Below are 18951 nucleotides of genomic sequence, written 5' to 3'. Positions count from 1 at the left end.
GCTATCCGCAGCACCCTTTGATCGACAAGGATTCCTCCGTGACCCCTGCACGCACCGGCAGCCCCGACAGCCTCCGTCTGGCCCTCGGATCGACCCGGCTCCGCGTGGGGCTGGCCTTCGTCCTGGTCCTGCTGACGGTCCTGGGCCTCCGCCTGTTCCAGCTCCAGGCACTCGACCTCGACGGGATGGCTCAGGCCGGGCTGTCCAAACGGCTGACAAGCACCGCGGTACAGCCGATCCGCGGTTCGATCGTCGACATGAACGGCAAGTACTTCGCGCGGAGCGTCGAACGCTACGACATCGTGGTCGACCAGCGGCTGAGCGCCGTCGAGGAGTTCGACCGCACGGCGGTCGGCTCGGACGAACGCGAGACGGACATCCCCATCGATCAGGGATTCGACGAACTCTCGGCGGTCCTCGGGATTGACGCGGAGACCCTGAAGGCGTCCATCATGGGGGACAAGAGCTTCAACTACGTGGCGCAGTCGGTGACGCCCGAGGTCAAGGACCGTGCCCTCGCCGTCGGCATCCCCGGTGTCTACGCCGACATGACGAGCGTCCGTACCTACCCGGCGGGGCCGGTCGCCGGATCGATCATCGGCTACGTGGGGACCGACGGCGCCGCGCGGTCGGGGCTCGAGGTGTCCCTGGACGACCAGCTGACGGGCGAGGCCGGAAGCCGGACCTTCGAGATCGGTGGGGACGGCATCCGCATCCCGTACGCGACGAACGAGGACGTCCCGGCAGTGGACGGGCAGAGCGTACGGCTGACCATCGACCAGGACCTGCAGTGGTTCGCCCAGCAGACCATCGCCTCCCAGGTGAAGGACTACGACGCGGAGTGGGGCAACATCGTCGTCGTCGAGGCGAAGACCGGTGCGGTCCGCGCGATGGCTGAGTCGACCACCCTCGACCCCAACGACCCCGAGGCGACACCGGGGGACAAGCGCAGCCCGAACTCCGTCAGCGCGTCCTTCGAGCCGGGTTCGACGACGAAGGTCGTCACAATGGCCGCGGCACTCGAGAAAGGACTGATCGAACCGACCTCGAAGTTCGTCCTCGAGAACCGGTACACGGTGGGGAACCAGACCTTCAAGGATTCGTCCGAGCACGAGACCGAGAAGCGGACCGCCGCCGGCATCCTCGCGAAGTCCATGAACACCGGCACCGTGCAGATCGGCGAGAAGCTCACCAAGCAGGAACGCTACGACTGGCTGAAGAAGTTCGGGATCGGCGAGCCGCTCGGAACAGGTCTCGGCGAGGAGAACCAGGGCCTGCTGACGACGCCGGACAACTGGGACGACCGCCAGCAGTACACCGTCCTGTTCGGGCAGGGCCTGACCCAGACGGCACTGCACACGGCGATGGTGTACCAGACCATCGCCAACGACGGCGTGCGCCTCACGCCACGCCTCATCGACGCCTACATCGATCCGGACGGCACGGAGCACGAGGTGCCCCAGGACGAGGGTACCGAGGTGGTGTCCGAAGAGACGGCCACCGAGATGCGTAAGATGCTCGAGACGGTGACGCAGGAAGGCTCGGGCAAGTCGGGAGAGCTCGAGCAGTACCGTGTCGGTTCCAAGACCGGCACCGCGGAGGCGCCCAGCGCGACCGGCGGATACGACGGCTACACTCTCTCCTACGCCGGGATCTCGCCCATCGAGGATCCCGAGTACGTCGTCGTCGTCACGCTTCAGCGGCCCCAGGGAGACCTGTACTACCTCATTCCCGGGCAGTCCTTCCAGAAGGTCATGAAGCAGGTCCTCAATTCGAACAACGTCCCGGCCTCGACGACCAAGCCGGACATCTACCCGGTCGAATACTGACCCGGAGGCCATAGCACCGTGCAATCGAACACCACGCAGGGAAGCGCCGCTTCCCTGATGCGACCCCGTGTCCCGCACCCGGTAGGCCTGTCGGAGGCCCTCGACGCCATCGGGACGCTCGCCGGTCCCTCCGTCCCGAGGGAGCTGCCGGTCGTCTCCGGCATCACGCTCGACTCGCGGTCGATCCTCCCCGGCGACGTCTACGCCGCCCTGCCGGGCGCAACCCGGCACGGGGCCGAGTTCGCTGCGCAGGCCGTCCTCGCCGGAGCCGTCGCCATCCTCACCGACCCTGCCGGGGCGGAGATCGTGGGACGCCGGGCCACACCGGGTCGCGATCTCCCTCCTGTGGTCGTCGTGCCCGACCCGCGGCGCGCCGTGGGGCCGCTCGCCCGCGCCATCTTCGGTGGCCGGCCGGACGACGACGGCTCCGCCCCGACGCTCTTCGGGATCACGGGGACGAACGGCAAGACGACCTCCACCTACTTCCTCACTGCGCTCCTCGAGGCACTGGGCAGGTCCACGGGCCTGATCGGGACCATCGAGATCCGCGCGGGCGGCGAGGCCATCCCCAGCGCGCTGACCACCCCCGAATCGCCTCAGGTCCATTCCCTCCTCGCCCTGATGCGCGAACGTGGCCTGGCGGCGGCCTCCATGGAGGTGTCCTCCCATGCGCTGGAGTTCGGTCGCGTGGACGGCGTCCGCTTCGACGTGGCCGGATTCACGAACCTGACCCAGGACCACCTCGATCTCCACGGCAGCATGGAGGAGTACTTCGCCGTCAAGGCCGCACTCTTCACCCGCGAGCGCACCCGCCGCGCGGTGGTACTGGTCGACGACGCCTGGGGCCGCAGGCTCGCCGGAACCGCGGAGGTCCCCGTCCTCACCCTGCGCACCCGGGCGGAGACACGCGAGGATCCGTACCCCGCCGACTGGACCGTCAGCGACATCGAGCAGAGCGGGCTGGGGCACGCCTTCGTCCTCCGGTCCCGCGCGGGAGACCAGCTCCGGGTGCGCAGCGGACTGCCCGGGACCTTCAACATCTCGAACGCGGCGCTCGCGACCGTGATGGTCCTCGCGTCGGGAGTCCCCGTCCAGGACATCCAGCACGCGCTGGCTACGCATGACCCGTTCACCACCGAGGTTCCCGGCCGCATGCAGCTCATCGGGGAGGCCCCGGCGGCGATCGTCGACTTCGCCCACAACCCCGATGCGCTCGAGCGCACGCTTGCGTCGGTGCGGAGGCCCGGAGGCCGGGTCATCTCGGTGTTCGGGGCGACCGGCCAGCGTGACGAGACGAAGCGCCCGGTCATGGGTGCGGTGGGCGCACGCCTGTCCGACATTCTGATCGTGACGGACGACGATCCCCACGACGAGGACGACGCCGTGATCCGACGTGCGGTCCGGGAGGGCGCCGAAGCCGCCGTACGGGACGAGGGGCTGGCGTGCGAGGTGCTGGAGGTGTTCCCGCGAGCCGATGCGATCGACCGCGCCGTCTCCCTGGCCACGGCATCGGACACCGTCATCGTCGCCGGCCGCGGCCACGAGGTGTGGCAGGAAGTGAAGGGCATCAACCTCTCCCTCGACGACCGCGTGGAACTGCGTTCCGCGTTGACAAGGCACGGATTCTCTGGGCTTTCCGCGTCCGGGATAGAGTCCTGAACCGACATGATTGAATTCAGCGCAGCCGAGATCGCGGCACTCACAGGAGGGGTCCTGGTCGGTACCGACCCCGCCGGTCCTGCCATCACCGTCACCTCCGCGGCCACCGATTCGCGCGAGAGCGTCCCCGGGTCGCTCTTCGTCGCGAAGCCCGGTGCGGAATCGGACGGGCACCTGTTCGTCGAGTCCGCCTTCCGGCGCGGCGCCGTGCTCGCGCTGGCCGAACGGTCGGTGCCCGACGCCGACGGCGTCCCGTTCCCGTCCGTCGTCGTGCCCGACGCCGTGCTCGCGATGGGCACGCTGGCCGCCGAGACGGTCCGCCGCCTGCGCGCCGCCGGAGACGTGACGGTCATCGGGATCACCGGCTCGGCCGGGAAGACCACCACCAAGGACCTCCTGGCCGGGATCCTCGCGGCCGAGGCACCCACGGTCGCGCCCCGCGGCTCCTACAACGGCGAGGTCGGCGTGCCGCTGACCGTCTTCGAGGCGGGGTGGGACACGCGCTACCTCGTGATCGAGATGGGCGCCACCAAACCCCGCCACATCGCCTACCTCGCCTCCCTCGTGCAGCCGGACATCGGCGTCGTCCTCGGCGTCGGCTCTGCGCACGCCGGTGAGTTCGGCGGCGTCGAGAACATCGCCCTGGCCAAGGGAGAGCTCTTCGAAGCGCTGGCGCCTGCCGGCACGGCCGTGATCAACGCCGACGACGAGCGCGTCCTGGCGATGCAGGGCCGCACCGGGGCACGGAAGGCGTTCTTCACCTCGTCGGCCGATTTCCCCGTGGACGGCCACGATGTCGTGCGCGCGCGGAACAGCACGACGACCTCGGCGGGCAACCCCTCCTTCACCCTGGTCTTCCCGGACGGCAGCGAGCACGACGTCGTCTCCCCGCTCCTCGGCCTGCACCACACCGTGAACCTGCTGGCCGCCGCAACCGTCGCCTACGGGCTCGGCGTCGCTCCCGACCGCATCGCCGCGAGCCTGCGGATCCAGACGGCCGCGAGCCGCTGGCGCATGGAGCGCACGGAGCGCGCCGACGGCGTGACCGTCATCAACGACGCCTACAATGCGAACCCCGAATCCATGCGGGCCGCTCTGCGGACCCTCGCCGAACTCGGGCGGGAACGGGGACGGCGGACCTGGGCGGTGCTCGGGGAGATGCTCGAACTGGGGGACCGCTCCATCGAGGAGCACGACCTGCTCGGCCGCGTGGTGGTCCGTCTGAACATCTCGAAGCTCATCTGCGTGGGACCGAACACGCGGGCGCTGTTCAACGGAGCAGTGCTCGAGGGCTCCTGGGGGAGCGAGGCGGTGCACGTCGAGGACGTTCAGGCGGCTGAGCGGCTGCTGTCGGCCGAACTCGAGCCCGGTGACATCGTCCTCTTCAAGTCCTCCAACGGCGCCGGACTGCGCTTCCTCGGCGACCGCGTGGCCCACGCGCGGCCGGGCGCGGCGCCCGGCGAACAGGCAGCCGGCACGTCAGACCTCCCGAACGCAGACCTCGAGGCGGACAGCGCGTCTGACGCCTCCGGAAAGGCCCACCAGCCGTGATAGCACTCCTCATAGGCTCGGCCTCCGCGCTCTTCTTCGCGTTCGTCGGCACGCCCCTGTTCATCAGGCTCCTGGTGAACAAGGGCTACGGCCAGTTCATCCGCGACGACGGACCCACCGCCCACCACACCAAGCGCGGTACGCCGACCATGGGCGGGGCCGTGATCGTCGGTTCCGTCCTGCTGGCGTACTTCCTGACCCATCTGCTCATGATGGCCACGGGAGCCCCGGTCGGCGGGCCCAGCGCCTCCGGACTGCTGCTGCTGTTCCTGGCCGCGGGCATGGGGCTGGTCGGGTTCGCCGACGACTACATCAAGATCTCCAAGCAGCGTAGCCTCGGCCTGAGCGCCCCGGCCAAGATCATCGGCCAGAGCGCCGTCGGGATCGTCTTCGGGGTCCTGGCACTCAAGTTCCCGAACGACGAGGGCCGCACACCGGCCTCGACGGCCATCTCCTTCATCCGCGACACCCCGATCGACCTGGCATTCGCCGGGACTCTCGTCGGCGCGATCCTCTTCGTCGTGTGGTCCAACCTCATCATCACCGGGGCGAGCAACGGCGTGAACCTCGCCGACGGGCTGGACGGACTCGCGGCGGGAGCCTCCATCCTCGTCTTCGGCGCCTACATGCTGATCGGGATCTGGCAGAGCAACCAGAGCTGCGGTACGCCCGGCGCCGGCAGTGTCTGCTACGAGGTGCGTGATCCGCTGGACCTCGCCCTGATCGCCGGGGCCATGTGCGGGGCGCTCGTCGGGTTCCTCTGGTGGAACACCTCACCCGCGAAGATCTTCATGGGGGACACCGGATCGCTCGCCATCGGCGGCGCGATCGCGGGCTTCGCCATCCTGTCCCGCACCGAGCTCCTGCTGGTCATCCTGGCCGGACTGTTCGTCATGATCACGCTCTCGGTCATCATCCAGGTCGGCTACTTCAAGCTCTCCGGCGGCAAGCGCGTGTTCAAGATGGCGCCGCTGCAGCATCACTTCGAGCTCAAGGGCTGGCAGGAAGTGACGGTCGTGGTGCGGTTCTGGATCCTCGCGGGACTGTTCGTGGCCGGAGCGCTCGGGATCTTCTATGCGGAATGGGTCGTGGGATGAGCGGGGCGGACGGCGTCGCGCCCCCCACCATATGGGAGACCCCACGGCTGGAGGACCTCACCACCTGGGACGCGGACTGGGCCGGCCTCCGGGTCGTCGTCGCCGGCATCGGCGCCTCCGGTTTCTCGGCAGCGGACACCCTGATCGAGCTGGGCGCCGTCGTCGTCGTCGTCGACGGCAGCGCAACCGAGGAGAACGAGGCGAAAGCCGACACACTGCGCATCGTGGGCGCCCGTGACGTGCTCCTCGGCGCCGAGCACGCCGCCGCACTCCCGCGCGTGGACGGCGAGCAGCCCGACCTCGTGGTGACATCGCCCGGCTGGCGACCCACGCAGCCGCTGCTGGTGGACGCAGCAGCCTCCGGTGTCCCCATCTGGGGGGACGTCGAGCTGGCGTGGCGCGTGCGGATCCGGGAGGGGCGTCCCACTGCGGAGTGGCTGACCATCACCGGCACCAACGGGAAGACGACGACGGTGGGCCTCACGGAGTCCATGCTCCTGGCCGCCGGGAAGCGGGCCGTCGCGGCAGGTAACGTCGGCACCCCGATCCTCGACGTGATCCGCGACCCGCAGGGCTACGATTTCCTCGCCGTCGAACTGTCGAGCTTCCAGCTCCACTGGGCCCACTCGATCTCGCCGCTCGCCAGCGTGTGCCTCAACATCGCCGAGGACCACGTCGACTGGCACGGCAGCTACGAGGCCTACCTCGCGGCCAAGGCCTCGGTCTACGAGCGGACCCGGGTCGCCTGCATCTACAACGCCGAGCAGCGGGAGACGGAGGTGATGGTCGAGGACGCCGACGTCGTCGAGGGCTGCAGGGCCGTGGGATTCACCACCGGCACGCCCTCCGTCAGCATGATGGGCGTCGTCGAGGACCTGCTGGTGGACCGTGCGTTCATCGAGCAGCGCAAGGACTCCGCCGCCGAACTGGCCTCCATCGGCGAACTCGGCGAGGTCGTCCCGCGGCACCTGGTCGCCAATGCCCTGGCTGCGGCCGCCCTCGTGCGCGCCGCCGGCATCCCGGCGTCGGCCGTCCGCGACGGCATCCGGGCGTTCCAGCCGGGGGACCACCGGATCCAGGTCGTGGCGAACGAGGACGGCGTGCTCTGGATCAACGATTCGAAGGCCACCAACCCGCACGCCGCCTCCGCGTCCCTCGCCTCGTTCTCCTCCGTCGTCTGGATCGCCGGCGGCCTCTCCAAGGGCGTCTCCTACGACGACCTCGTCACGGGCCACGCGAAGCGCCTCCGCGCGGTCGTCCTGCTCGGGGCGGACCCCGCCCCGCTCCAGGGGGCCCTCAGCCGACACGCGCCCGAGGTTCCCGTCTCCCTCCACCCCAGCCTTCACACTGGACGGGGGCCGACGAGCGGCGGGTCACCCGATCCGGTAGCCGGCGAAGCCCTGATGCAGTGGGCTGTTGCCGAAGCAGCGCGCCTCGCCCGGGACGGCGACACCGTGCTGATGGCTCCGGCTGCCGCGTCGATGGACCAGTTCTCCTCCTATGCGCATCGGGGAGCCGCCTTCATGGCGGCCGTCCGCGCACGTGGCGCTCAGGGGACAAGCGCGAAGGAGGCGTAATGGCGACCACGCCAACCCGTCCTGGCGGACGCAAGCCGTCCGTCCGGCCTGCCCGGGCCAAGGAGGCGGTCCGGCCGGCCGGTCCAGGCGGTGCAACCCCGGCCTCCGCCGGCACGAGTGCCGCTGCCAAGGCGCATACCGTGAAGGCGGGCGGGGCGACGACGGCGGCGCACCCGGCGGAGACGGCGGAGCAGCAGCCGAAGGGCCTGCGTGCACGCCTGCGGCGCGGCTGGGTGCTCCTCGAGGGATCGGACCACACCCCCTCGGGATCGAGCTACTACCTGATTCTCGGTGCGGCCCTCGCACTCACGGCCATCGGCCTCATGATGGTGCTCTCGGCATCCTCCGTGGAGGCGATCTCCGAGGGCAAGGACACGTTCGACCTCTTCATCAAGCAGGCCGTCTGGGCCGGAGCAGGGCTGGTGCTGATGCTCGTGCTCTCCCGGCTCGGCCCCCGCGCCTACAAGGCGCTGGCCTGGCCCAGCCTCGGTATCGCCATCGTGCTGCTGGTCCTGGTGCTCGCCATCGGCGTCGAGATCAACGGCAACAAGAACTGGATCCGGATCGGCAGCCAGACCTTCCAGCCGTCCGAGCCGACCAAACTGGCGCTGGCGCTGTGGTTCGCGGCCGTGCTGGAACGCAAGAAGGCGCTCATCAGGGACTGGAGGCACGCCCTGATCCCGGCCCTGCCGTTCGGCGGACTCCCGATCGGCCTCGTGCTGATCGGTGGCGACCTCGGGACCGGGCTGGTGCTCATGATGATCGCGGGGGCTGCACTGTTCTTCGCGGGCGCCCCCCTCAAGCTGTTCGCCCTCACGGGGACCGCCGCGCTGGCCGGTTCCCTGCTGATGGTCGCGACGAGCTCCAATCGGGGCGGGCGCATCAGCGCCTGGCTCGGGCTCAACTGCGACGACGGGGCGGATCTGTGCCTGCAGTCCGACAACGGGCTGTTCGCCATGGCCTCCGGCGGATGGTTCGGCGTGGGGATCGGCCAGAGCCGGCAGAAGTGGAACTGGATCCCGGAAGCGCACAACGACTTCATCTTCGCCATCATCGGCGAGGAGTTCGGACTGATCGGCACCCTCGTCGTCGTCCTCCTGTTCGGCATCCTCGCGGTGGCCACCATCCGGGTGGCACTGCGCTACACCGATCCGTTCGTGCGGATCCTCATGGGCTCGATCCTCGTGTGGCTGATCGGGCAGGCCTTCGTCAACATCGGCATGGTCACGGGCCTGCTGCCCGTCATCGGGGTGCCGCTGCCCTTCACCTCCTATGGAGGGTCCGCCCTGACCTTCACACTCGCCGCCGTCGGCGTCCTGCTGTCCTTCGCGCGCAAGATGCCGCACGCACAGGCACCGGTATCGGCGGCCTCCCGAATCGCCACGCCCTCCACCCCAGGAAGAGACCACGCACATCCATGACACACCCCTCCACGCCTGAACGCGCGGTGTCGGTCGTCCTCGCGGGCGGCGGCACGGCCGGCCACATCAGTCCCCTCCTCGCGATCGCGGGGGCGATCGTCGACCAGCGGCCCGGTACCCGCATCACCGCCGTCGGGACCGAGGCCGGCATGGAGACGCGACTCGTCCCCGCCGCCGGCTTCGAGCTGCGCACCATCGACCGCGTGCCCATGCCGCGGCGCCCGTCGGTCGACCTCGTCAAGCTGCCGGTCCGCCTCGTCCGCGCCGTCCGGCAGGCCCGCGCGATCGTGAGGGAGGCCGCCGCCGACGTCGTCGTGGGAGTCGGCGGCTATGTCTCCACGCCCGTCTACCTGGCTGCGTGGATGCAGCGCGTGCCCGTGGTGATCCACGAGGCGAACGCACGTCCCGGGATCGCGAACCGCGTCGGCGCCCGGATCGCCTTCCGCGTCGCCGTCGCCTTCGAGGGCACCGGCCTCGCCGGCGCCGTGCTGGTCGGGATGCCCATGCGCCGGAGCATCGCCGAACTGGACCGCGCCGTGACCCGTGACGGGGCCCGCGCCGCCCTCGGGCTGGAGCGGGACCGGCCGACCCTCATCGTGACCGGTGGGTCATCCGGGGCTGCCAGCCTCAACCGCTCCATCGCCGCCGCCGTGCCCGCGCTGACCGCGGCCGGCGTCCAGGTGCTCCACATCACGGGGCGTGGCAAGGAGGTCCTCGGGGAGGACGGCGCCCGGCTCGCAGTGCCCGGCTACCACCAGGTCGAGTTCGTCGACGGCATGGAGCGCGTCTACGCGGCGGCCGACCTCCTGATCGCCCGTGCCGGGGCTGCCACGGTGAGCGAGATCAGCGCCGTCGGCCTGCCGGCCGTGCTCGTACCGCTCCCGCACGGCAACGGGGAGCAGAAGCTCAACGCCGCGGGACTCGTGGAGTCCGGCGGTGCCGTCCTCGTCGAGGACGCGGCCTTCACCGCCGACTGGATCCGGGCGAACGTCCTGACGCTGGTCACCGATCCCGCGCGGCTCAGGGCGATGTCGGGTGCGTCCTATGCGCGGGGCGTGCGGGACGCCGACCGCCGGATGGCCGGCCTGGTCCTCGAGGCTTCGGAGGGAGCACGATGAACGCCGCCCTGCAGGAACCCGTGCACTTCATCGGACTCGGCGGCGCCGGGATGTCGGCCGTCGCTCGCGTCCTCCTCGGCCAGGGACTGCGCGTCTCCGGCTCGGACGCCGCCGACTCCAGGGGCCTCCGCGCCCTGGCGGCCCTCGGAGCCGACGTGCACGTCGGGCACACGGCGGGTGCCGTGCCGGCCGGGGGGACCGTCGTCGTGTCCTCCGCGATCCGTGCGACGAATCCCGAACTCGTCGAGGCCCGTCGGCGCGGGCTCCCTGTCCTGCACCGGTCGCAGGCACTCGCCGCAGCGATGAACGGATGCCAGGCGGTCGCCGTCGCCGGGACGCATGGGAAGACCACCACGACGGCGATGATCACCGTCCTGCTGCGGCAGGCGGGGCTGAATCCCTCCTTCGCGATCGGGGGCGACGTCGCGGCGCTCGGAGTGAATGCCGAGTGGACCGGCGGGGCCGTCTTCGTGGCGGAAGCGGACGAGTCCGATGGTTCCTTCCTCAACTACACCCCGCGGATCGCCGTGGTCACCAACGCCGAGGCGGACCACCTCGACCACTACGGCACGGCCGACGCCGTGCACGAGGCGTTCCGGCAGTTCGCCCGGCGCGTGCCCGAGGACGGCCTGCTCGTGGCCTGCGCCGACGATCCCGGGGCCGCCGCGCTGGCCGCCGGGGTGCCGGAGCCGCGCCGCGTCCGCACCTACGGGTACGCCGCGACCGCGGACATCAGGATCAGTGACACGAGGGCCGTCGGCAGCACGACCAACAGCGTGCTCTCGTTCGCCGTCGACGGACTGGACGCCCAGCAGGAGCTGCAGCTGAGCGTGCCGGGACGCCACAACATCCTGAACGCCGCGGCGGCCTTCGCCGTGGCGCTGGAACTCGGTGTGGACCCGGCGGTCGCGGCCACGGGCCTTTCGCTGTTCTCCGGAGCGGCGCGCCGCTTCGAGGCACGCGGCGAGGGCGACGGCGTCCGCGTCGTCGACGACTACGCCCACCACCCGACCGAGGTGCGGGCGGCCCTCACCGCAGCCCGCACGGTCGCCGGGCAGCACCGCGTCCACGTGCTCTTCCAGCCCCACCTGTTCTCCCGCACGCGGGAATTCGCCGGTGGATTCGCCGACGCGCTCTCCCTCGCGGACACCGCGACCGTCCTGCCGGTGTACGCGGCCCGTGAGGATCCGGTCGACGACGTCGGGGGCTGGACGATCACCGACCTCATGCCAGGGTCCGGTGCAGCGTACGTGGAGGACCCGGCCGAGGCCCTGCGGATCGTCGCCGGGCATGCGCGGGCCGGAGACATCGTCCTCACCATCGGTGCGGGAGACGTCACCCAGTACGGCGTCCAGCTGGTGGCACGCCTCAGGGAACGCGCCGTCGCTGCAGGACCGTCGGAGGGCACGGAATGACGCCACGGAAGCCGCGCGTCACGACGCGCACGGCACCGGGTCGCGGCAGTGTGTCGCTGCTCGACCGCCAGGACGGAGCCCTGCCGCAGGGGAACGTCCTCGACTTCCCCGCGCGGAGGAGATCGCACCGGCTGCGGAACGCCCTCCTCGCGGTCATGACGGTGGTCCTGGTCCTCGGCGGCGTCGTGGCCTACGTCGTCTTCTCACCCGCCCTCGCCCTGCGGGCCGTCGTGGTCGAGGGCAACTCGCTGGTCACGACAGCGGAGGTCGACGCCGCCCTCGCCCCCCTGATGGGGACATCGCTCACCAGGATCTCGCCCGAGAAGGTGCGCGGGCTGCTCTCCGACAAGGCGCCGATCGAGGACGTCGACATCGCCGCTGAACCGCCGTCGACCCTCGTGGTCACCGTCCGGGAGCGCGTCCCCGTCGCCGTCCTGCAGAACGGTGCCTCGTTCGTCCTCATCGACTCGGAGGGACGCCAGCTCACGAGCGTGGCACAGCGCGAAGACGTCAGGCTGCCGTTGATCGACGGCGGGACCAACGCGGTCAACTCCGAGGTCTTCTCGTCGATCACCACGGTCCTGGCCGAGCTGCCCGCCTCGGTCCTGTCCCGGCTCAACAACGCGTCGGCGGCGAGCGTGGACTCCATCCGCCTGTCCCTGGCCGGGGACCGGAAGATCTTCTGGGGGAGCGCGGAACGCAGCGCGGAGAAGGCCGACGTGCTCGAAGCGCTGCTGGCGATGCCGGAGACCGATCCGCCGGTCAAGGAGTTCGACGTCAGCACCCCCGGCCGGCCGGTGACGAGGTGACGGACGCGCAGCGCATCCGGGCAACACGCCGCGCCGACACGCCCGACACGCGGTGTCGGGTCGTTGCAACGTCCGACGCATGCACTAGCGTCGGACATAGAAGTTACTTGACATAACGTTAACTCTCAACCTGAACGTTAACGTTGTTGCAGGTGAAGGTTGAAGCCGGACCACCGGCAGCCCCCGTACAGCACACAGATTCGAACAAGGGACACAGGACGTGGCAGCACCTCAGAATTACTTGGCCGTCATCAAGGTCGTCGGCATCGGCGGCGGCGGCGTCAACGCCGTCAACCGGATGATCGAGGTCGGGCTCCGCGGCGTGGAGTTCATCGCCATCAACACGGACGCCCAGGCGCTGCTCATGAGTGACGCGGACGTCAAGCTCGACGTCGGCCGCGAGCTCACCCGCGGCCTCGGTGCAGGAGCGGATCCGGAAGTGGGCCGTCGGGCCGCCGAGGACCACTCCGAGGAGATCGAGGAGGTCCTGCGCGGGGCCGACATGGTCTTCGTCACGGCAGGAGAGGGCGGTGGCACGGGCACCGGCGGCGCCCCCGTCGTCGCCCGCATCGCGCGGTCCCTCGGCGCCCTGACCATCGGCGTCGTCACGCGTCCCTTCACCTTCGAGGGGCGCCGACGCTCCAACCAGGCGGAGAGCGGTATCGACACCCTGCGCGAGGAGGTCGACACCCTCATCGTCATCCCGAACGACCGCCTGCTGTCCATCAGCGACCGCAACGTCTCGATGCTCGACGCCTTCCGGTCGGCCGACCAGGTCCTGCTGTCCGGTGTCCAGGGCATCACCGACCTCATCACCACCCCGGGCCTGATCAACCTCGACTTCGCCGACGTGAAGTCCGTGATGCAGGGCGCCGGCTCGGCGCTCATGGGTATCGGCTCGGCCCGCGGCGAGGACCGCGCCGTGAAGGCGGCGGAGCTGGCCATCGCGTCGCCCCTGCTCGAAGCATCCATCGATGGCGCGCACGGTGTGCTCCTCTCGATCCAGGGTGGTTCCGACCTCGGGCTCTTCGAGATCAACGAGGCCGCCCGCCTCGTGCAGGAGGTCGCCCACCCGGAGGCGAACATCATCTTCGGTGCGGTCATCGACGACGCCCTCGGCGACGAGGCGCGCGTGACGGTCATCGCGGCCGGCTTCGACCAGGTCGATGCCACCTCGCAGCCGGCCGCTGCCGCCGCTCCCGCCAGCCGACCGGCCGTCGCGCCGAGCGTCGGAGGGGACCAGCGCCGTATGGCCGGTGCCGCGACTGCAGGCCTCGGCGCATGGTCGCAGCAGCGCGCGCAGAACGTCCAGGCCGTGCCCGCCGACTCGGGCTTCGACGTGGACCTCCCCGCCATCGTGGAGCCGGACCTGTCCGCGGGACGCTCGGACGATCTCGACGTCCCCGACTTCCTGAAGTAGTCCGGCAGTCCATGCACCCAGCCGCTGGTCCCGTACGGACCTCCCCGTTCTACTGGAACGAGGAGGTCCGTCCCGGTCTCCGGGTCGGCTTCACGTCCGCAGCCGCCGGGAACCTCGCCCTCCACGTGGGTGGGGACCCGGACCGGGCCCGGAGCAACCGGCTGGTGCTGGAGTCCATCATGGGCGTCGCGGCGGGATCGCTGCGCTTCATGAGCCAGACCCACTCCGATCGCGTCGTGCTCGTCGGCGGGGCGGAGACCCGGGCCCCGGATGCCGACGGGATGGTCTCCCCGGACGGAACGGATGCGCTGGCCGTCCTGGTCGCGGACTGCGTGCCGATCGTCCTGGCGGATGCGTCCGCCGCGGACGGCGGCACGGGAGCCACCGCCGTCGTCCACGCCGGGCGCGCGGGCGTGGGCAACGGAATCGTCCCGGGTGCCGTCCGGGTGCTGCGGGAGCAGGGCGCACGGGCTCTCTCGGCGTGGATCGGCCCGTCGGTGTGTGGATCCTGCTACGAGGTGCCCGCGGACATGATGCTGGCACTCGCGGCGGAGTGTCCCGAGGCGGCCTCCCGTACGCGGGCCGGTACGCCGGCGCTCGACCTGCCGGCGGCCGTACGCCGTCAGCTCGAAGAGTCGGGGGTCACGGTGGAGCAGGTGTACGGCACGGGAACGGCCTGCACCCTGGAGAACGGCGCGTTGTACTCGCACCGCCGAGAACCGGGAGCCGGCCGTATCGCCGGACTGGTCTGGCGCACGTGAACGGCCCGGACAGCAACCGGGAAGCGGACGGGCGCGCTCAGGACCTCGAGGCGCGCCTCGCCTCGGTCCGGGCCCGCATCTCCGCGGCCGCAGCCGCGGCGGGGCGGCCCGAACCCGAACTGATCGTCGTGACCAAGTACTTCCCGGCGTCGGACGTGCGGATCCTCGCCGGTCTCGGCGTGAGGGCCGTCGGCGAGAACCGCGACCAGGAAGCGGCCGCCAAGGCAGCCGAACTGGAGGACCTCGGCCTCGCCTGGCACTTCATCGGGCAACTGCAGACCAACAAGGCCCGATCCGTCGTCCGGTATGCCCGGAGCGTGCACTCCGTGGACCGCGCACCGCTGGTCGTGTCCCTGGGGAAGGCCGTCGCGGCGGAGCAGGAACGGCGGGCCGCTGCGGGCATCCCCGCCCGTGCCGACCTCGACTGCTTCCTCCAGTTCGACCTCGACCCGGGAGCCGCGTCCGGGGGAAGGGGAGGAGCCCTCCCGGAGGAGGGAGCCGACCTCGCCCGTGCCGTGGTGGGGACCGCCGGTCTCCGGCTCGCCGGCGTCATGGCCGTCGCGCCGCTGGGTGCGGACCCGGCAGCGGCGTTCGGTCGTCTGCTGCGGATCGCGGACACGGTGCGCGCCGTCGCACCCTCGGCTTCGGCCGTTTCGGCCGGTATGAGCGGCGACCTCGAGGAGGCTGTCGCAGCCGGGGCGACACACCTGCGGATTGGATCTGATGTTCTCGGTCCGCGTCCGGCCGTGGGGTAGCGTCTGAGCTAGAACGGCGGCACGACGGGCGGCCGGGTCTGCCGAGTGGGGCATGCCCCGGAACCCACCAATCCACTCTCTCAGAACAGGAGTCACCATGGCTGGCGCACTGCGCAAGACGATGATCTACCTTGGGCTCGCCGATGGTGATGAGCACTACGAGCCCGAAACGAAAAGCGCGCACAGCAGGAACGAGGAGTACTCAGTGGACTACGACCGCGACGAACGCCACCTGGAGCCCGCTCCCGCCGCCCGCGTAGCTCCCGCCGAGGAGTACCGCGCTCCCGTCACGCCGATCAAGCGCGCGCCGTCGTCCCGCGAGGACTCCGCGGCCCTGCGCCAGATCACCACGATCCACCCCCGCTCCTACAACGACGCCAAGCTGATCGGAGAGAGCTTCCGCGACGGCATCCCCGTGATCATGAACGTCACCGACATGGGCGAGGCAGACGCCAAGCGGCTCGTCGACTTCTCGGCAGGACTGGTCTTCGGCCTCCACGGCAGCATCGAGCGGGTCACCAATAAGGTGTTCCTGCTCTCGCCGTCGTATATTGAAGTCCTCGGCGAGGACTTGAAGGCGAGCGAAGCACAGACCAGCTTCTTCAACCAGAGCTGAGCCCGGCGGCCGCCACGGTCGCGTTCGACCCCCTCAAGGCCCGAAGGACTGGAACCGCTCTGTGAGTTTGGTATTCGCACTGATCTACCTCGTACTGATGCTCTTCCAGCTCGCCCTGATCCTGCGCATCATCTACGACGCCGTCCAGGGCTTTGCTCGCGACTGGCGGCCGCAGAAGTCCGCACTGGTGCTCGCCTCGGGCGTCTACTCGGTCACCGACCCGCCCATCAAGGCCCTCCGCCGGCTCATCCCACCGCTCCGTCTCGGCGGAGTGCAGCTCGATCTCGCGTTCCTGGTGCTCTTCATCGTGGTGCTGATACTGATGTCCGTGTCCGCGGGTCTCGCGGACTAGCGTCCGAGTCCGTTTCGTGATGCAGTTCGAGTAGATATACGCTGATTCACAGTTCGGCGTGAATCGAGTAATTCATGTCCACAATTCGGTACCGCAGCCATGTCCGCTTTTCACGTGGGCGGGCTTCCCAGAGTATGAGGTGACCAGATGGCCTTGACGCCAGAAGACGTTGTCAACAAGAGGTTCCAGCCGACCAAGTTCCGCGAGGGCTACGACCAGGACGAGGTGGACGACTTCCTCGACGAGATCGTCGTCGAACTCCGCCGCCTGAACTCCGAGAACGAGGAACTGCGACGCAGGATCGGCGACGGCCCCTCCGATGCCACGCAGACCACGTCGGTGCCCGCCCCGGTCGCGGCGAGCTCGCAGACCGAGGACGTCTCCACGGATGCCAAGGCAGCAGCAGTCACCGCGACGGACGAGGAACCCACACCTGCTCCCGCGCCTGCCGCTCCCGCAGCGTCGACAGGAAGCGCCGAGTCCGCCGCAGGCGTCCTGGCCATGGCGCAGCGCCTGCACGACGAGTACGTCAACGCCGGTGTCGAGCAGCGCGACAAGATCATCGCCGAGGCGCAGATCGAGGCCAGCGGCCTCGTCAACGACGCCCAGGAGAAGAGCCGGAAGACCCTCGGGGACCTCGAGGAGCAGAAGAGCGTCCTCGAGCGCAAGGTCGAGCAGCTCCGAGGCTTCGAGAGCGACTACCGGGCGCGGCTCAAGGCCTACATCGAGGGCCAGCTCCGCGACCTGGATGCCCGCGGTTCGCTCGCATCGGACGCGGCGGCCTCCTAGCAGTACATCCGGCCCGACCGCCGTCGGGCCCGCTACGGAAGGGCCGGTTGCCGGGGGCATGACCCCTGCAACCGGTCCTTCCGCCGTTACGGCCCTCGTAGCGGCACTCCATCAGCACCGAGACCTTGGATGGATCGTGAACGAGCACCAGCCAGCCGACCCCACGCCCGAACCGGACAGGGCGAGGCAGGCCCCAGAGGATTCCGCGGCGCAGACCCGGCCCCGCGCCGAGCCCGGCGATGCCGGGAGGAACCCGGCGCGCTACGGCGTCGTGATGCTCCTGTGCACCGTCACGGCCTACGTGATCGACCAGCTCACGAAGTGGTGGGTCGTGTCGACCATGAGCGAGGGGCAGGTCACGCCGGTCCTCCCGCCGCTGCTCAACTGGCGCTTCATCCGCAACCCCGGCGCGGCCTTCTCGATCGGCACGGACTACACCTGGGTCTTCACGATCATCATGGTGGTCGTCGCCACCGCGATCGTGCTGCAGGTGCGGAAGGTGGCGTCGTGGGGCTGGTCGGTGGCGCTGGGCCTGGTCCTCGGTGGCGCGCTCGGCAACCTCACGGACCGGCTCTTCAGGCAACCGTCCTTCGGCCAGGGACATGTGGTGGACTTCATCGCCCTGCCGAACTTCGCGATCTTCAACATCGCCGATTCCGCCGTGGTGAGCGGAGTGGTGCTCATCTGCATCCTGACCCTGCGGGGGATCGGCATGGACGGCAGCCGCGGCGAGGACGGGCGGGCCGGCGCCGCGACCCCGCCCGACGATGCCGTGGGTCCCACGGACGGAGACGATCATGGCCGGTGAACGCCGGGAGGTCGTGATCGCGGACGCCGACGGGGGAAGCCGCGCCGACGCCGCCCTCGCACGGCTCCTGGAGGTCTCCCGGTCCGCGATCGCGCAGTGGTGCGCCGACGGGAGGGTGCTGCGCGACGGCGCCCCCCTCGCGAAGTCCGACCGTGTCCGGAGCGGCGACCGCATCCACGTGGACCTGCCGGATCCCGAGGACAAGCACCGTGTGATCCCGGAGGCCGTCGACGGCATGGGCATCCTGCTCGACGACGAGGACTTCGTCGTCGTGGACAAGCCGGTCGGCGTCGCCGCGCACCCGTCACCAGGGTGGGTCGGACCGACCGTCGTCGGAGCCCTCGCGGCCGCCGGGTACCGGATCTCGACGTCGGGCGCATCCGAGCGCGTGGGCATCGTGCACCGTCTCGACGTCGGGACCTCGGGTGCGATGGTGGTCGCCAAGACGGAGCCCGCCTACACCGCCCTCAAGCGCGCCTTCAAGGAGCGGACGGTCGAGAAGGTCTACCACGCCGTGGTGCAGGGCTTGCCGGAGCCGCTGAAGGGCACGATCGATGCCCCCATCGGCCGCCATCCCCACCACGAGTGGCGCTTCGCGGTGATGGAGGGAGGCCGGGACTCGGTGACCCACTACGAGGTCCTCGAGGCCTTCGGCCGTGCCAGCCTCGTGGAGGTGCACCTCGAAACGGGCCGCACACACCAGATCCGGGTGCACTTCTCCGCGCTGCGCCACCCCTGCGCGGGAGATCTCACGTACGGGGCGGATCCGCGGCTCGCCGCCGAGCTCGGCCTCACGCGGCAGTGGTTGCACGCGCACCGGCTGGGCTTCGCACACCCCCGGACCGGGGAGCCGGTCTCGGTCACGAGTCCCTATCCCGTCGACCTCGCCTACGCGCTGACCGCCCTGTCGAACGGACTCGTGTGACACGCCGTAGCCACCTCGGGCGATAGGTCCGACGACGGCCCGCGCGGTG

Annotated in this window: 17 protein-coding genes; all 17 read left to right on the top strand. The window is 70.2% G+C overall.

Annotation, left to right across the window (positions count from 1 at the left end):
- Positions 1 to 38: 38 nt before the first annotated feature.
- The 17 genes from AC1MFI_RS16300 to AC1MFI_RS16220 all read left to right on the top strand — a co-directional run bounded on the left by AC1MFI_RS16300 (position 39) and on the right by AC1MFI_RS16220 (position 18902).
- The gene (locus AC1MFI_RS16300; RefSeq protein WP_479818202.1) at positions 39 to 1829 is read left to right on the top strand and encodes a peptidoglycan D,D-transpeptidase FtsI family protein; all 1791 of its coding nucleotides are present in this window, start codon (positions 39 to 41) and stop codon (positions 1827 to 1829) included.
- A 57-nt stretch (positions 1830 to 1886) separates the two neighbouring features.
- Positions 1887 to 3488 carry a UDP-N-acetylmuramoyl-L-alanyl-D-glutamate--2,6-diaminopimelate ligase gene (locus tag AC1MFI_RS16295; protein ID WP_479820926.1) on the top strand — a complete coding sequence of 534 codons (1602 nt, stop codon included), beginning with the start codon at positions 1887 to 1889 and terminating at the stop codon, positions 3486 to 3488.
- A gap of 6 nt (positions 3489 to 3494) precedes the next feature.
- Entirely contained in the window at positions 3495 to 5039 is a 1545-nt protein-coding gene (locus tag AC1MFI_RS16290) for a UDP-N-acetylmuramoyl-tripeptide--D-alanyl-D-alanine ligase (RefSeq protein ID WP_479818200.1), read from the top strand.
- Entirely contained in the window at positions 5036 to 6136 is a 1101-nt protein-coding gene (gene mraY / locus AC1MFI_RS16285) for a phospho-N-acetylmuramoyl-pentapeptide-transferase (RefSeq protein WP_479818198.1), read from the top strand. Before AC1MFI_RS16290 ends, mraY begins: the two co-directional genes overlap by 4 nt.
- On the top strand, positions 6133 to 7713 hold the full coding sequence (murD, locus tag AC1MFI_RS16280; RefSeq protein WP_479818196.1) for a UDP-N-acetylmuramoyl-L-alanine--D-glutamate ligase: 1581 nt from the start codon (positions 6133 to 6135) through the stop codon (positions 7711 to 7713). Before mraY ends, murD begins: the two co-directional genes overlap by 4 nt.
- The gene (gene ftsW, locus AC1MFI_RS16275; protein WP_479818194.1) at positions 7713 to 9134 is read left to right on the top strand and encodes a putative lipid II flippase FtsW; all 1422 of its coding nucleotides are present in this window, start codon (positions 7713 to 7715) and stop codon (positions 9132 to 9134) included. Before murD ends, ftsW begins: the two co-directional genes overlap by 1 nt.
- Entirely contained in the window at positions 9131 to 10252 is a 1122-nt protein-coding gene (gene murG, locus AC1MFI_RS16270) for an undecaprenyldiphospho-muramoylpentapeptide beta-N-acetylglucosaminyltransferase (protein ID WP_479818192.1), read from the top strand. The genes ftsW and murG overlap by 4 nt, the downstream gene beginning before the upstream one ends.
- Positions 10249 to 11667: a UDP-N-acetylmuramate--L-alanine ligase gene (gene murC, locus AC1MFI_RS16265; protein WP_479818190.1), complete on the top strand. Its 1419-nt coding sequence runs from the start codon at positions 10249 to 10251 to the stop codon at positions 11665 to 11667. Before murG ends, murC begins: the two co-directional genes overlap by 4 nt.
- Positions 11664 to 12476, top strand: coding sequence for a cell division protein FtsQ/DivIB (locus tag AC1MFI_RS16260; RefSeq protein WP_479818188.1), 813 nt, complete (start codon positions 11664 to 11666; stop codon positions 12474 to 12476). Before murC ends, AC1MFI_RS16260 begins: the two co-directional genes overlap by 4 nt.
- Before the next feature lie 220 nt (positions 12477 to 12696).
- Entirely contained in the window at positions 12697 to 13896 is a 1200-nt protein-coding gene (gene ftsZ, locus AC1MFI_RS16255) for a cell division protein FtsZ (protein WP_479818186.1), read from the top strand.
- An 11-nt stretch (positions 13897 to 13907) separates the two neighbouring features.
- Positions 13908 to 14657 carry a purine nucleoside phosphorylase YfiH/LACC1 family protein gene (locus AC1MFI_RS16250; RefSeq protein ID WP_479818184.1) on the top strand — a complete coding sequence of 250 codons (750 nt, stop codon included), beginning with the start codon at positions 13908 to 13910 and terminating at the stop codon, positions 14655 to 14657.
- Positions 14645 to 15412 carry a YggS family pyridoxal phosphate-dependent enzyme gene (locus AC1MFI_RS16245; protein ID WP_479820924.1) on the top strand — a complete coding sequence of 256 codons (768 nt, stop codon included), beginning with the start codon at positions 14645 to 14647 and terminating at the stop codon, positions 15410 to 15412. Before AC1MFI_RS16250 ends, AC1MFI_RS16245 begins: the two co-directional genes overlap by 13 nt.
- Before the next feature lie 97 nt (positions 15413 to 15509).
- Positions 15510 to 16028: a cell division protein SepF gene (locus AC1MFI_RS16240; RefSeq protein WP_400484395.1), complete on the top strand. Its 519-nt coding sequence runs from the start codon at positions 15510 to 15512 to the stop codon at positions 16026 to 16028.
- A gap of 61 nt (positions 16029 to 16089) precedes the next feature.
- Positions 16090 to 16380: a YggT family protein gene (locus AC1MFI_RS16235; protein ID WP_479818182.1), complete on the top strand. Its 291-nt coding sequence runs from the start codon at positions 16090 to 16092 to the stop codon at positions 16378 to 16380.
- A gap of 147 nt (positions 16381 to 16527) precedes the next feature.
- Positions 16528 to 17169 carry a DivIVA domain-containing protein gene (locus AC1MFI_RS16230; RefSeq protein WP_479818180.1) on the top strand — a complete coding sequence of 214 codons (642 nt, stop codon included), beginning with the start codon at positions 16528 to 16530 and terminating at the stop codon, positions 17167 to 17169.
- Between the two features lie 136 nt (positions 17170 to 17305).
- Complete coding sequence (gene lspA / locus AC1MFI_RS16225; RefSeq protein WP_479818178.1) at positions 17306 to 17977, top strand: signal peptidase II; 672 nt, start codon at positions 17306 to 17308, stop codon at positions 17975 to 17977.
- Positions 17967 to 18902, top strand: a complete 936-nt coding sequence (locus AC1MFI_RS16220) for an RluA family pseudouridine synthase (RefSeq protein WP_479818176.1) — start codon at positions 17967 to 17969, stop codon at positions 18900 to 18902. Before lspA ends, AC1MFI_RS16220 begins: the two co-directional genes overlap by 11 nt.
- Positions 18903 to 18951 lie beyond the last annotated feature (49 nt).

The sequence above is a fragment of the Arthrobacter sp. BC5 genome (assembly GCF_056680255.1).
The sequence above is the reverse complement of the archived record's forward strand: the minus strand, read 5'-3'. Positions and strand labels throughout refer to the sequence as shown.

What these genes read in the sequence shown, in the direction of transcription:
- AC1MFI_RS16295 (WP_479820926.1), top strand. Translation starts at nt 1,887, where the DNA reads ATGCGACCCCGTGTCCCGCACCCGGTAGGCCTGTCGGAGGCCCTCGAC.
- AC1MFI_RS16290 (WP_479818200.1), top strand. Translation starts at nt 3,495, where the DNA reads ATGATTGAATTCAGCGCAGCCGAGATCGCGGCACTCACAGGAGGGGTC.
- murD (WP_479818196.1), top strand. Translation starts at nt 6,133, where the DNA reads ATGAGCGGGGCGGACGGCGTCGCGCCCCCCACCATATGGGAGACCCCA.
- ftsW (WP_479818194.1), top strand. Translation starts at nt 7,713, where the DNA reads ATGGCGACCACGCCAACCCGTCCTGGCGGACGCAAGCCGTCCGTCCGG.
- murG (WP_479818192.1), top strand. Translation starts at nt 9,131, where the DNA reads ATGACACACCCCTCCACGCCTGAACGCGCGGTGTCGGTCGTCCTCGCG.
- murC (WP_479818190.1), top strand. Translation starts at nt 10,249, where the DNA reads ATGAACGCCGCCCTGCAGGAACCCGTGCACTTCATCGGACTCGGCGGC.
- AC1MFI_RS16260 (WP_479818188.1), top strand. Translation starts at nt 11,664, where the DNA reads ATGACGCCACGGAAGCCGCGCGTCACGACGCGCACGGCACCGGGTCGC.
- AC1MFI_RS16250 (WP_479818184.1), top strand. Translation starts at nt 13,908, where the DNA reads ATGCACCCAGCCGCTGGTCCCGTACGGACCTCCCCGTTCTACTGGAAC.
- AC1MFI_RS16240 (WP_400484395.1), top strand. Translation starts at nt 15,510, where the DNA reads ATGGCTGGCGCACTGCGCAAGACGATGATCTACCTTGGGCTCGCCGAT.
- AC1MFI_RS16230 (WP_479818180.1), top strand. Translation starts at nt 16,528, where the DNA reads ATGGCCTTGACGCCAGAAGACGTTGTCAACAAGAGGTTCCAGCCGACC.
- AC1MFI_RS16220 (WP_479818176.1), top strand. Translation starts at nt 17,967, where the DNA reads ATGGCCGGTGAACGCCGGGAGGTCGTGATCGCGGACGCCGACGGGGGA.